General features: G+C 54.1%; 10 protein-coding genes. 9 read left to right on the plus strand and 1 reads right to left on the minus strand.

Annotated elements, in window-relative coordinates; translation table 11 throughout:
• The first annotated feature begins 4 nt into the window (after positions 1 to 4).
• Positions 5 to 1,024 (plus strand): lipocalin-like domain-containing protein, encoded by a 1,020-nt coding sequence (locus BJF95_RS23110; protein WP_075641958.1) that lies wholly within the window; start codon positions 5 to 7, stop codon positions 1,022 to 1,024.
• A gap of 50 nt (positions 1,025 to 1,074) precedes the next feature.
• Here BJF95_RS23110 and BJF95_RS23115 read toward each other — a convergent pair whose 3' ends face one another.
• The gene (locus tag BJF95_RS23115) at positions 1,075 to 1,929 is read right to left on the minus strand and encodes a 5'-nucleotidase, lipoprotein e(P4) family (RefSeq protein WP_075641959.1); all 855 of its coding nucleotides are present in this window, start codon (positions 1,927 to 1,929) and stop codon (positions 1,075 to 1,077) included.
• An 82-nt stretch (positions 1,930 to 2,011) separates the two neighbouring features.
• Here BJF95_RS23115 and BJF95_RS24170 point away from each other — a divergent pair, with 82 nt between their 5' ends.
• From BJF95_RS24170 to repB, 8 genes are all read left to right on the plus strand, one after another.
• Positions 2,012 to 2,164 carry a hypothetical protein gene (locus BJF95_RS24170; protein ID WP_175577316.1) on the plus strand — a complete coding sequence of 51 codons (153 nt, stop codon included), beginning with the start codon at positions 2,012 to 2,014 and terminating at the stop codon, positions 2,162 to 2,164.
• Positions 2,165 to 2,200: 36 nt separating this feature from the next.
• The gene (locus BJF95_RS23120) at positions 2,201 to 3,592 is read left to right on the plus strand and encodes an ethanolamine ammonia-lyase subunit EutB (RefSeq protein WP_075641852.1); all 1,392 of its coding nucleotides are present in this window, start codon (positions 2,201 to 2,203) and stop codon (positions 3,590 to 3,592) included.
• Between the two features lie 2 nt (positions 3,593 to 3,594).
• Entirely contained in the window at positions 3,595 to 4,332 is a 738-nt protein-coding gene (gene eutC, locus BJF95_RS23125) for an ethanolamine ammonia-lyase subunit EutC (RefSeq protein ID WP_075641853.1), read from the plus strand.
• Positions 4,333 to 4,442: 110 nt separating this feature from the next.
• Positions 4,443 to 5,072 carry a TetR/AcrR family transcriptional regulator gene (locus tag BJF95_RS23130; RefSeq protein WP_075641854.1) on the plus strand — a complete coding sequence of 210 codons (630 nt, stop codon included), beginning with the start codon at positions 4,443 to 4,445 and terminating at the stop codon, positions 5,070 to 5,072.
• 34 nt (positions 5,073 to 5,106) lie between these two features.
• Positions 5,107 to 6,243 carry an efflux RND transporter periplasmic adaptor subunit gene (locus tag BJF95_RS23135; RefSeq protein ID WP_075641960.1) on the plus strand — a complete coding sequence of 379 codons (1,137 nt, stop codon included), beginning with the start codon at positions 5,107 to 5,109 and terminating at the stop codon, positions 6,241 to 6,243.
• A gap of 25 nt (positions 6,244 to 6,268) precedes the next feature.
• Positions 6,269 to 9,397 carry an efflux RND transporter permease subunit gene (locus tag BJF95_RS23140; protein WP_075641855.1) on the plus strand — a complete coding sequence of 1,043 codons (3,129 nt, stop codon included), beginning with the start codon at positions 6,269 to 6,271 and terminating at the stop codon, positions 9,395 to 9,397.
• A 333-nt stretch (positions 9,398 to 9,730) separates the two neighbouring features.
• Entirely contained in the window at positions 9,731 to 10,987 is a 1,257-nt protein-coding gene (gene repA, locus BJF95_RS23145; RefSeq protein ID WP_075641856.1) for a plasmid partitioning protein RepA, read from the plus strand.
• On the plus strand, positions 10,984 to 12,069 hold the full coding sequence (gene repB / locus BJF95_RS23150) for a plasmid partitioning protein RepB (RefSeq protein WP_075641857.1): 1,086 nt from the start codon (positions 10,984 to 10,986) through the stop codon (positions 12,067 to 12,069). The genes repA and repB overlap by 4 nt, the downstream gene beginning before the upstream one ends.
• Positions 12,070 to 12,146 lie beyond the last annotated feature (77 nt).

The raw sequence follows: 12,146 nt of genomic DNA on the forward strand, positions 1-12,146 counted from the left end.
GGCCATGGCGCAAGGCTTTGCAGGCCTTGGAACGGCGGCAGGCAATGGCTTTTCTGTGCCGCAACCCGGCCATGTGTTTTCATTTCCTGCCGATCATGGTCCCCATAACGATTTTCGGATCGAATGGTGGTATGTGACCGCCAATCTCAAAGACGCGGCCGGACGCGATTATGGGGTGCAGTGGACGCTGTTTCGCTCGGCTTTGGCCCCCGGCGACGAAAAGGGCTGGGATAGCCCGCAAGTGTGGATGGGGCATGCTGCGGTGACCTCGGCTGAACACCATTATGTTGCCGAGAAATTTGCTCGCGGCGGCATTGGGCAAGCGGGGGTGACCGCGTCTCCTTTTAATGCCTGGATTGACGATTGGGCGATGACGGCAAAGGCGGAAGGTCAATATGGCGCTTCCCAAGATGCCATTGCCAATGTGAGCCTGAAAGCGCGGGGCAGCAATTTTGGTTATGATCTTTCCCTTCAAGCCAGCGGCCCCTTGGTGCTGCAAGGCGATAAGGGTTATTCGGTGAAATCGGCGACGGGGCAGGCGAGTTATTATTATTCCCAGCCGTTTTATTCCGTTGCGGGTACCCTGCATTTGCCAACTGGCGATGTCGCTGTAACAGGCAAAGCCTGGGCGGATCGTGAATGGTCGTCACAACCGCTCAGCAGTGATCAAACAGGCTGGGATTGGTTCTCGTTGCATTTTGATGATGGTGCCAAAATGATGGGCTTTCATTTACGCGGTAAAGGCAGTGATTACACCGTTGCAACCTGGATTGCAGCCGATGGCACCACGCAATTGTTCAAGCCGGGCGCGTTAAAACTGACGCCGCTCAAGCGGGTGAATGTCTCGGGTCGTGATATTCCGGTTGAGTGGCGGCTCGATCTGCCCGAAAAGGGCTTGAGCATTACAACGCAGCCCCTCAACCCGCAAAGCTGGATGCCCGTGGCATTTGCTTATTGGGAAGGGCCAATCCGCTTTTCTGGCAGTCAAAACGGTGTTGGATATCTGGAAATGACCGGATATTGAACATCCAGAGATGACCTCCGACCCGTATGGAATCGGAGGTCTGGGTCAGATCATTGACCGCTCCATGGGGTAAGGGCTTTTATCTTGTCAGCCCTTTGTTCGTCGGCAGAGAGCTTGTAATTGCTGTTAAAGGGGGCGCTTTCAAACGAGCCATACATGGGATTGGCAATTGCAATCCAATCATGGCCCCAATGGGCTGCGTCTGCATCAAATTCCTTTTGGCGCTCCGCCATGGAACCATTGAATTTATCAGTAAAATCGCCAAAATTGTCGCCAAACAGCAGCGTAACGCGATAGTTCTTGGCAATATAGGCAAAACGTGTGCCCTTGGCAGAGGTCCAGTCTGGTTGGTCTTTCTTTGCTAAAAATGTGTCCGTCTTTTCATCGAACGGGAAGCCCATGGCTTTCATTTCTTCAATGGTTGCTGGCTTTTCCTCACTGATGCGGTTGGTGACGTAAAATACTTTTACGCCTTTGGATGCCGCATATTGGGTGAACTCAAGTGCGCCGGGAATGGGCACATCCTTTTTCGCTTTGACGTAATCCGTCCATGTCTTGCCGGAAAATTGCGTGCCTGCGGCGATGTTCCATGCTTCATAGGCCGAGGTGTTCAAAACCGTATCATCAATGTCCAGCACGACGGCAGGGGGAAGATCTTGATAATTGCCGGTTTGGTCGGGCAGGGCCGTCCAGTTTTTATCTTTCAGCGCCTCATCAAGGCGCATTTTGCCTAGCGCATAGGCACCCAATGCGTTGGCTTGAAACTCGACCGAGGTCTGATGCCAAAGCGTGGCATTCAAATTGTCATTTTGTGCAACAGTGCCGGCGGCTGCAAAAGCGGTCGTTTGGCAAAGCAAGCAGGCGACGGCGGCAAGTGCGCCGAGCGAGAGAGGTTTTATTGTCATCATCAGGCTCTTCGTTGATATCACACGGGGTTTGCAAGCACGCGATGCTTGTTTTTCATGTGGCTTGCGTCAAGCGCCATATGTGTCCACCCCATCACTTGTCGGTGAGCGTCTGGCTGCTTGCGTGGCACGCGGTTTGCTTCACGTCATTGCGACGGGCGATTATCATGGGCAATTGATGGTGGCCCATGATAGTGTCGCACAGAACACCAAGATAAGGCGCAGGCCGGGTTGAAACGTCTGGCTTAAACCATGTCCTCAGGGGAATATTATGGCATCCTATTCGATCATCCTTGGACGCGAACGGCATGTGTTTGATGATTTGAAAAGTCTCATGGCGTGTGCGTCAGCGCAAAAGTCGGGCGACCACTTGGCCGGAATTGCCGCCTCCAGCAACGAGCGCCGCGTGGCAGCTCGTTATGTGCTGGCAGATTTGCCTCTGAAAACATTTTTAAACGAAGCACTCATCCCCTATGAGGAGGATGAAGTTACCCGCCTGATCGTCGATAGCCATGATATGCTGGCGTTTGCAGCGGTCTCCTCGATGACCGTTGGGCAGTTTCGCGATTGGCTGTTGTCTTACGAGGCCACCACGGAGGCTTTGGCGGCACTTGCGCCGGGTCTGACACCCGAAATGGTGGCAGCGGTATCGAAACTGATGCGCAACCATGATTTGATTACGGTTGCAGCCAAATGCAGCGTTATCACCGCTTTTCGCTCCACGCTTGGCCTTCCAGGACATCTGTCCAGCCGTTTGCAGCCCAATCACCCAACCGATGATCCAGAAGGCGTGGCGGGTTCGACACTTGATGGTTTGCTCTACGGTGTCGGCGACGCCGTGATTGGCATCAACCCGGCCACCGACAATCTTGATGCATGTGTGCGTTTGATGCATCTGTTTGATCGCTTGCGCGAGCGTTTTGAAATTCCCACACAGTCCTGCGTGTTGACCCATGTGACCACATCTATTCAGGCGATTGAGGGCGGAGCGCCGCTGGATTTGGTGTTTCAGTCTGTCGCCGGCACCGAGCGTGCAAACCAGGGGTTTGGCGTTGATCTCGCGGTTTTGAGGGAAGGGCGCGAAGCGGCCTTATCCTTGAAGCGCGGCACGGTTGGCGACAATGTCATGTATCTGGAAACCGGGCAGGGCAGTGCTCTGTCTGCCGATGCCCATCATGGTGTTGATCAACAAACGCTGGAAGTGCGTGCCTATGCCGTTGCCCGCGCCGTAAAACCGCTGTTGGTCAACACGGTCGTCGGGTTCATTGGTCCCGAATATCTCTATGATGCCAAACAGATTATTCGTGCGGGGCTTGAAGACCACTTCTGCGGCAAACTGCTGGGTGTGCCCATGGGTGTGGACGTATGCTACACCAACCACGCCGAGGCCGATCAGGATGATATGGACAATCTGATGGTGCTGCTCACCGTTGCCGGGGTTAATTTTCTCATCGCCGTGCCGGGTGCGGATGATGTGATGCTGAATTACCAAAGTCTGTCCTATCACGACATCGTGGGCCTGCGGCATCAGTTCAACCGCCCTCCCGCCCCGGAATTCGATGCCTGGCTGAAGCGTATGGGACTGGTGGATCGTACGGGTCGATTGGCCCCAACCACGCAGGCCAATGCCTTTGCGCGCAATCTTCTGTCTTATAAGGGCTGAGCATGAGCAATTCTGTTGATTTTGATCCCTTTGCCCGCTTTCGCAACGCTACACGCGCGCGCATCGGTATTGGCCGAACCGGCGATGCCATGACAACCAGATCGGTGCTAGATTTTCAGCTTGCCCATGCGCGGGCACGCGATGCCGTGCATGGCGCTGTGGATTTTGCGGCCCTTTCGGCCGACCTCGCCCCAGCCCAGACGGTTCTGGTTCGCTCCCTGGCCAAAGACCGATCGACGTATTTGACCCGCCCTGATCTGGGACGCAGACCAGATCCTGCGGATTTGCCCAAGGCCGGTGAGCACTACGAGATCGCTTTTATCATCGCGGATGGCTTGTCAGCGGCCGCGGTGCAACGCCATGCGGCTCCGGTTTACAAGGCGGCAGCACGTCGGCTTGGCGGCTTTTCCCTGTCACCTGTTATTCTTGGTGAGCAGGCACGGGTTGCCTTTGGCGATGAGGCGGCGGCGGCCTATGGGGCGCAAGTCGCCGTTGTGCTTGTGGGCGAGCGGCCGGGCTTGAGCGTGCCCGACAGTCTGGGTGCCTATATCACCTTCGCGCCACGATTGGGGTGTCGCGACAGCGAGAGAAATTGCATTTCCAACATCCATGATGATGGTCTGAGCTATGAACTTGCGGCCGAGAAAATCGCCTGGCTGGTGCGCGAAGCGCTCAGGCTGAAGCTTTCCGGGGTGGATTTGAAGGAAAATGCAGGCGACGCCGGCTTGCTGGAGGGCTGAAGGCACAATTGCTTGTATATTTTTAATTTCAACTGATTTTTTCATTGACGTTTTCGCCTGATGATTTACGATTGACGAAATACAAAATTCGTCAATCGTTAGAGTTTCGCGTGATAGAGCAATCTGAAAGCCCTCCTGATCTGGTCAAACAGCAGAATATAGACCGTATTCTGGCCAGTGCGGAGCGTCTCTTCAGGCAATATGGCTACACAAAAACCAATGTCGCAGATATTGCGCGTGACCTCGGCATGTCGGCTGGAAATATTTATCGTTTTTTTCCGACAAAAGCCGCAATTCATCAGGCCTTGGCTGAGCGAATTCTTGATGTTCTCTATCGAAATGCCTGGAATATATTTCATTCCGATCTATCGGTTTGTGATCGTCTGCGTCGATATGCGCAAATGAACTATCAGTACACATTGGACATGATGATCTCGGAGAACAAGGTCTATGAAATGGTCGTGGTTGCCATGGAGCAGCATTGGACCGTTGTGAAAACCCACATGGACCGGGTCTCGCTTCTGATGCAGAGTGTTATTCGCGAGGGCATTGATGCTGGCGATTTTCCGGAGCAGGACGAAGCTATAGCTGCTCGATGCCTGTCTGCCTCTCTCGCGCAGATAAGTCATCCGGTCTTGGTGGCTCAATGTTACGTTGAAAATCACGAGCCGTCTGTGTCGCAATTGATTGAATTTGGTCTCAACAGTTTAAAATATGGCAGTTCTTGTCGGGCCAGTTGATGGTTTCGCCAATCCTGTAATCAAGGAGTTTCGAATGCGCCGTGAATTGCTCTGGTCAGCCCTTGTTGGTGCATCCATGGTCCTTCTTGCTGGCTGCTCGCAAGAGAAAAAAGCCGATGCAAAAAATGAAGAACGCCCCGTAAAAACGGTCGAGGTTGCGGCAGCAAAATCGATAAAACAATTGGACTATTCTGGTTCGGTCAAGGCGCGCTATGACGTCAGCCTGTCTTTCCGCGTTGGCGGCAAAATTCTGGAACGTGTCGTCAATGTCGGTGAGCACGTTAAATCCGGTGATCTTTTGGCAAGGATTGACCCTTCGGATTATCAATTGGGTGTTTCTAAAGCGGAAGCGGATCTGGATGCTGCCTCGCGCCAGGTTGAGACCTACGCGCTGAATAAGCGTCGTGCGCAATCTCTTTTCGATCAAAACGTCGTGTCAAAATCCGAGCTTGATCAACGTAATCTCGCTTATGATCAGGCAGTTTCCTCGCAAAAATCCGCAACAACTGCCCTCCAGCAGGCTAAAAACCAGCTCTCGTATACCAATCTCTATGCAACCTCGGCTGGAATTGTCACGCAGGTTGATGGCGAGCCGGGGCAGGTGGTGAGTGCGGGGTCTCCCGTCATGACCATGGCACTGGACGGAGAAAAAGAAGTGGTCATCGCCGTGCCTGAAACGGAGATCAGCCAGTTCAAGGTCGGCAAGAGTGTAAAGGCGCAGTTTTGGGCCAGAAGAGATCTCGTGTTGACAGGCACTGTCCGCGAAGTTGCCGGAAGCGCAAATGCGCAATCGCGCACCTTTAATGTGCGGGTCAGTCTGCCGCAAAATCCCGATATATTGCTTGGCATGACGGCAACCATTGAAGCGCAGGGCGATGAGCCTCAATCTGGCTTTGACTTGCCTCTTTCGGCGATTGCGAAGGTCGATGGCAAAACGGTGGTGTGGGTGGTCAATCCCACATCATCAACGGTCGAGATGCGGCCCGTGTCCGTGGGCGAGTTTTCCGCAACAGGCCTGCATGTCTTCAGTGGTGTGCGGGCTGGTGACAAGGTTGTGGCTGCGGGAACCCAATTTATGACCGAGGGCATGAAAATCGCCGTTATGGGCGACGATAGCGGTGCTGTAGCAACGACGGCTGGCACCAATGCGTCCGCATCCGTGATCAATTGATAGTTTTCTGGGGTAGGAGATTGTGATGGCTGGTTCTGCTGGCGGTAAAAAGCCGTTCAATCTCTCGCGATGGTCGATAGCCCATCCGAGCATTGCTCGCTTTCTGTTTGGGCTGATCGTTATTGCCGGCGTGATCGGTTTGGCCAACATGGGCCAAAAAGAAGATCCCGATTTCACGTTTCGCACCATGGTGATCCAAACAGCTTGGCCGGGCGCCTCTCTTGTCGATATGCAAGAGCAGGTCGTGAATAAAATTGAGCGCAAACTGCAAGAAGTTCCGCATCTCGATTATATCAGGTCATACGTGCGCGCTGGCAGTGCAGTAACCACCATCAACATTAAAGGCGACACCACGGCTGCAGAGGTTAAGGACGCTTTTTATCAGGTACGCAAGAAAACCGGCGATATCAGCGGTTCCCTGCCTTCTGGCCTCATGGGCCCCTATTTCAACGATGAGTTTGGCGACACATTTATCACCATGCATGCTGTCTGGGGCGAAGGTTTCACCTTTGCGGAACTCAAGGCATTTGCCATCAAGGCGCGTGATATTCTTCTATCCGTGCCGGGTGTTGAAAAGGCCACAATCCTTGGCGATCAGTCGCAGCGCATTTACATAGACCTGTCTTCAAAAATGCTGGCAGAGCGTGCCTTGACGGTGAACGATATTGCCACTGCTCTGAACGGACAAAACAATGTGGATGCGGCTGGGTCTATTCAGACCTCCGAGCGTTCGGTCCGGGTCAATGTGCAGGGCGATGTTCTGTCTGTAAAAGATGTCGAAAATCTGCGCCTCAAGGCGGGATCCGAGGTGTTGCGTCTTGGCGATATTGCAAGCGTCACGGAGGCTTATGAAGAGCCTTTTCAGCGGAAATTTCGCTTTGATGGCCACGATAGTGTGCAGATTGGTGTTGTCATGGCACCGGGCTTTAAAGTGACGGACGTTGGGCATTCGGTGGAACAGGCCTATGCCGCCTTTACCAAAACGCTGCCTTTGGGCGTCATGGTCAGTCAAATCTCCAATCAGCCTGAAGTTGTGTCCGAGGCGGTTGGGGAGTTTGGGCAAGCACTTGTTGAAGCCTTGGTTATCGTGCTGGTTGTCTCCTTGCTTTCCATAGGTTGGCGCCCAGGCATTGTCATTGCGATTACCATTCCCTTGGTTTTGGCGGCGACATTTGCCGTGATGTATCAGTTCGGTATCGAGCTTCAGCGTATTTCGCTCGGCGCGTTGATCATTGCCCTTGGTCTTCTCGTTGACGACGCCATGATTGTGGTCGAGTTGATGGAGCGCAAGCTGGAAGAGGGGTTGGAGAAGCTTGATGCTGCCAGCTTCGCCTACACATCCACCGCGTTTCCAATGCTGACAGGCACGCTTATCACCGTCGCCGGGTTTATTCCGGTTGGTTTTGCCAATTCCACTGCAGGCGAATATGTGCGTTCCCTGTTTTACGTGGTCGCTATAACGCTGGTGATTTCATGGTTTGTGGCGGTGTATTTCACGCCCTGGCTTGGCTATATGATCTTGAAACAGCGCGCGCACGCTGGTCAACATCACGATGCCTTTGACGGGCGATTTTATCGCAAACTCTGGCAGGCCGTCGCATGGAGTGTGCGCCACAGGTTCCTCGTTCTTTGTGTTACTATGCTGGCATTTGCGGGCGGCATTGCCTCGTTTCAGTTCATCCCCAAAAGCTTTTTTCCGCAATCTTCGCGGCCTGAAATTCTGGTCGATATGTGGTTGCCGGAAGGCACTGCAATCGAAGAGGTGGAACGTCAGGCAAAAAGGCTTGAGGCAAAGCTTGTTGGCGATCCTGATCAGATGTTTTTTGCTACCTACATCGGCGAGGGCATTCCGCGGTTCTTCCTGCCGCTGGACCAGCAATTGCCCAATCCAAACTTTGCACAGATCATGGTGATGTCAAAGGGAGGTGAAGCGCGCGAGCGGCTAATCCACCGGCTTCGCACCGTGCTGCATGACGAGTTTCCGGCGGTGCGCAGCAAGGTTGATCGCCTGTTCCTGGGCCCGCCCGTGGGCTGGGCCGTGCAGATGCGCGTGATTGGGCCTGATAGCCAAAAAGTGCGCGACATTGCCGATCAGGTGAAGCAACGGTTCAAGGCGGATGGCCGCATCACAACCATTCATGATGATTGGCTTGAGCCCGTGACAGAAATGCAACTGGTTATCGATCAAGATCGTGCACGCGCTTTGGGAGTGACATCGCAAATGGTGCGCCAGGCGGTCAATGCTGCGGTAAGTGGTGCTACCATCGGCACCTTCCGTGATGGCGAAGAAACCATTGCGGTGGTTGTGCGAGAAACGCCGAAAGAGCGCAATCTGTTGTCCGCTGTTGCCTCCCTTTACATTCCAACCAACTTTGGCACAAACGTGCCTTTGTCGCAGATTGCCCGTGTTCAGCCTGTGCTTGTGCAAAGCATTGAGTGGCGCCGCGACAGGCTGCCGACAATCACCGTGCGCGGTATCGTTCCCGACGGCATGGAAGGAAGCGACGTTGGCACCAAACTTTATAGCGAAATGGGCGATTTGATTGGCGCCCTGCCGCCGGGCTATAAAATAGAGCAACAAGGCGGGGCTGAAGAATCGGCGATCAGTCAGCAATCCATCGCTGCGAAGGCACCGATCATGCTGCTGGTTATTCTGTGCCTCTTGATGGCCCAACTCCAGCATTTTGGCAAAGCCATGCTGGTGCTTGCAACCGGGCCTCTTGGTATTATCGGTGCGGCCATCGCTTTGCTGATGACACAGGCTCCGTTTGGATTTGTGGCCATTCTCGGCGTCATCGCGCTTTTGGGTATCATTATCCGAAACTCGATTATTCTGGTCGACCAGATTGATCAGGATATCGCACAGGGCATGAAGCGTGAGGATGCGATCGTTGGCGCGGCCGTTCGTCGTTTCAGGCCAATCGTGCTCACGGCGATGACGGCGGTTTTGGCGCTCATTCCCATTTCACGCGGTCTGTTCTGGGGGCCTATGGCCTATGCCATGATGGGCGGTATTCTTGTTGCAACTGTTTTGACCATTTTCGTGTTGCCAGCCTGCTATTTTCTGTTTTTCGGAAAAGATCCCAAACAGGAGCAGGGGCAATCCGGCGCGAACGACAGCAAGAAAGAGCCGTTGGCGATCGCTGCAGAATAACCGATCTCGCTTCTTTTGATCTTGCATGCTTCGCCCGGTTGAAGGGCGAAGCTGGGCGCTTTTGCGTGCTTTCCAGCGTGTGCGCCATATGTGGCGCACAAAGTTGCGTATTTTCAGCACAATTCCCACACTTGACCCGAATCAAAGCTTGCTTCAATTTACGATCAAATGCCGCGTATAGGTCGTTTGTCCGTAACAAGGTGTGGATGCTGTTAGTTTTCGTGGTGCGCGTATATCATTGTGATGTCGAATCGGTCATGAGATGGATTGCGGCATGAAAATGTCGGCCGGCTTGGTACGCACACGATAGCAGTCGGATTTGAGGAAATTGTGATGGCGGTTGCATCTGTAAAGGCAACGGAACAACAGGAGATGGATTTGCGACCCGCCGATGAAACGATTGCGGAAGACGCACAGGCGCTATCCGCTCAGTTGCAAGCCATGCGGGAGCGTCTGTTTGCTCCTTCCTCCCGTAAGACGTTGCGCACCTTCACGTCTGGCGAAGCGGCCCGCCTGGTTGGCGTATCAGATGGATATTTGCGACAGTTGTCTTTGGCCGGAGAAGGGCCAGCACCGGTGGTTGGCACCGGGGGGCGCCGCTATTATTCACTCGCCGATATTGATGCTCTACGCCATTATCTGGGTGAGCAGGCGCTGGCGAAGGGCAATGTTGCCAAAGCGAGATCTTACGTCAAATGGCGTGATGAGGCGCGTGGCGAACATCTACAAATTATATCCGTGACCAATTTCAAGGGCGGTTCAGGAAAGACAACGTCGGCTGTGCATCTGGCGCAATATCTGGCGATGACGGGGCATCGGGTTCTGGCGGTCGATCTTGACCCACAGGCATCGCTTTCGGCCTTGTTCGGCTATCAGCCTGAGCTTGATCTGGTGGGCAATGACACGATTTACGGTGCTATTCGTTATGATGACGAGGTGCGGCCGCTCAAAGATATTATTCGCAAGACCTATTTTCACAATCTTGATCTTTTGCCCGGCAATCTCGAGCTGCAGGAGTTTGAGCATGTCACCCCGCGCGCGCTTGCTGAGCGCAAGGGCGGCGATGCGAAAAGTCTGTTTTTTGCGCGGGTGCAGAACGCTCTTCACACGGTGGCAGATGATTATGATGTGGTTGTTATCGATTGTCCGCCTCAACTTGGTTATCTCACACTCTCAGCTCTCTGTGCATCGACTTCGGTAATCGTAACCGTGCATCCACAAATGTTGGATGTTGCGTCGATGAGCCAGTTTTTGTTCATGACCTCCGATCTTCTCGGTGTTGTGCGCGAAGCCGGTGGCACGCTGAATTTTGACTTTTTGCGCTATCTCGTGACGCGCTTTGAGCCTAACGACGGTCCGCAGGCGCAAATTGTCGGCTTTCTCCGCTCACTGTTTGGAGAGCGTGTCTTGACCTCGCCAATGGTGAAATCGACCGCAATTTCTGACGCCGGACTGACAAAGCAAACGCTCTATGAAGTCGGGCGCGAAAACTTCAGCAGGGGCACCTATGACCGTGCAATTGAAGCGCTGGAATCGGTCAATGCCGAGATTGAGCAATTGATTCACACTGCCTGGGGGCGGAAAGAATGATAGGCAAAAACCGTAAAAGCGAATTGAGAGCATTGTTTTCTGACTCTGCGCCGACGCAGAAGTCTTCTCCCGCCGACGCGGGTCATGAGAAAAATGCCAACATTCCGCCGCATGCGGATTTAGCGCCGGATGCCACGGTTGAAGCCCATGGTAGCTCTGTGCCACGCGCGGCTTCCGGTGCCATTAAGGCCATGGGATTGACCTTGTCGTCGATTACGCGGGAAGCTGATGAGGCACGTGCGCTGCGACAGGCTCTCGATGAGGGGGAGCGCGTGGTGGCACTGGACACTGGCGTGATTGATGCCTCTTTTGTATCTGATCGCCTCAGTGACCAGGAAAAAGACGACCCTGATTTTCTCGCGCTTGTCGAGAGTATTCGAGAGAGCGGGCAGCAGGTTCCGATTCTGGTGCGGCGTAACCCCTCCAATCAGGAGCGGTTTCAGGTGGCCTATGGTCATCGCCGACTAAATGCGGCCAAACGGTTGGGCATCCGTGTCAAGGCGCTGGTACGGCCATTGAGCGATGATCAACTTGTTCTCGCGCAAGGCAAGGAAAACGCCGAGCGGCGCAATTTGACCTTCATCGAGCGGGCGCTCTTTGCAAAGGCCCTTGCAGAGCGCGGGTTTGACCGCAAGGTGATTGGAGATGCTCTTTCGGTACAAAAGAGCGAGCTATCGCGCTTGATTCAGGTTGCTGAGAGCGTTCCAGACCGATTTGCGCGCGCCATTGGCCCTGCTCCCAAGGCTGGGCGTGAACGATGGATGTCGCTTGGGCAGTTGCTCATGAGCGAACATGGCCAGATCAAAGCGGGCGAAGTGGTGAGGGAGGAGGCGTTTCGCGCCAGTCCCTCTGACGAGCGGTTTCAGACGCTTTACGAGGCGCTGTCGCGCAAGCCTTCCGTCGAACGCCCTGAGCCCAGGGACGTGCGCGGCCCCGACGGACGCACCTTTGCCAGGGTTTTGCGGCAGGGGCACCGGGTAAAGGTTGAGTTTTTAGCTGAAGCGGACTCTGGCTTCGTTGGTGAATTCGAGGAGCGTCTGGCCGCGGATTATGCGACATATCTGGCGCGATCGAAGCATTAATTCGAGGCTTTGGGCGCGCGGCAAGACAGTTACGACAGGCCAGGATGCCTCGTCGCTTGGAATACCAATTTGTTATC

It is taken from the genome of Rhizobium oryziradicis, from assembly GCF_001939045.1.
In the GTDB taxonomy this organism is placed as follows: Bacteria; Pseudomonadota; Alphaproteobacteria; order Rhizobiales; family Rhizobiaceae; genus Allorhizobium; species Allorhizobium oryziradicis.

Excerpts from the sequence above, each read along its gene's own strand:
- BJF95_RS23115 (WP_075641959.1), bottom strand. The coding sequence starts at position 1,929 with ATGACAATAAAACCTCTCTCGCTCGGCGCACTTGCCGCCGTCGCCTGC.
- eutC (WP_075641853.1), top strand. The coding sequence starts at position 3,595 with ATGAGCAATTCTGTTGATTTTGATCCCTTTGCCCGCTTTCGCAACGCT.
- repA (WP_075641856.1), top strand. The coding sequence starts at position 9,731 with ATGGCGGTTGCATCTGTAAAGGCAACGGAACAACAGGAGATGGATTTG.
- BJF95_RS23135 (WP_075641960.1), top strand. The coding sequence starts at position 5,107 with ATGCGCCGTGAATTGCTCTGGTCAGCCCTTGTTGGTGCATCCATGGTC.
- BJF95_RS23110 (WP_075641958.1), top strand. The coding sequence starts at position 5 with ATGGCGCAAGGCTTTGCAGGCCTTGGAACGGCGGCAGGCAATGGCTTT.
- BJF95_RS23120 (WP_075641852.1), top strand. The coding sequence starts at position 2,201 with ATGGCATCCTATTCGATCATCCTTGGACGCGAACGGCATGTGTTTGAT.
- BJF95_RS23140 (WP_075641855.1), top strand. The coding sequence starts at position 6,269 with ATGGCTGGTTCTGCTGGCGGTAAAAAGCCGTTCAATCTCTCGCGATGG.
- repB (WP_075641857.1), top strand. The coding sequence starts at position 10,984 with ATGATAGGCAAAAACCGTAAAAGCGAATTGAGAGCATTGTTTTCTGAC.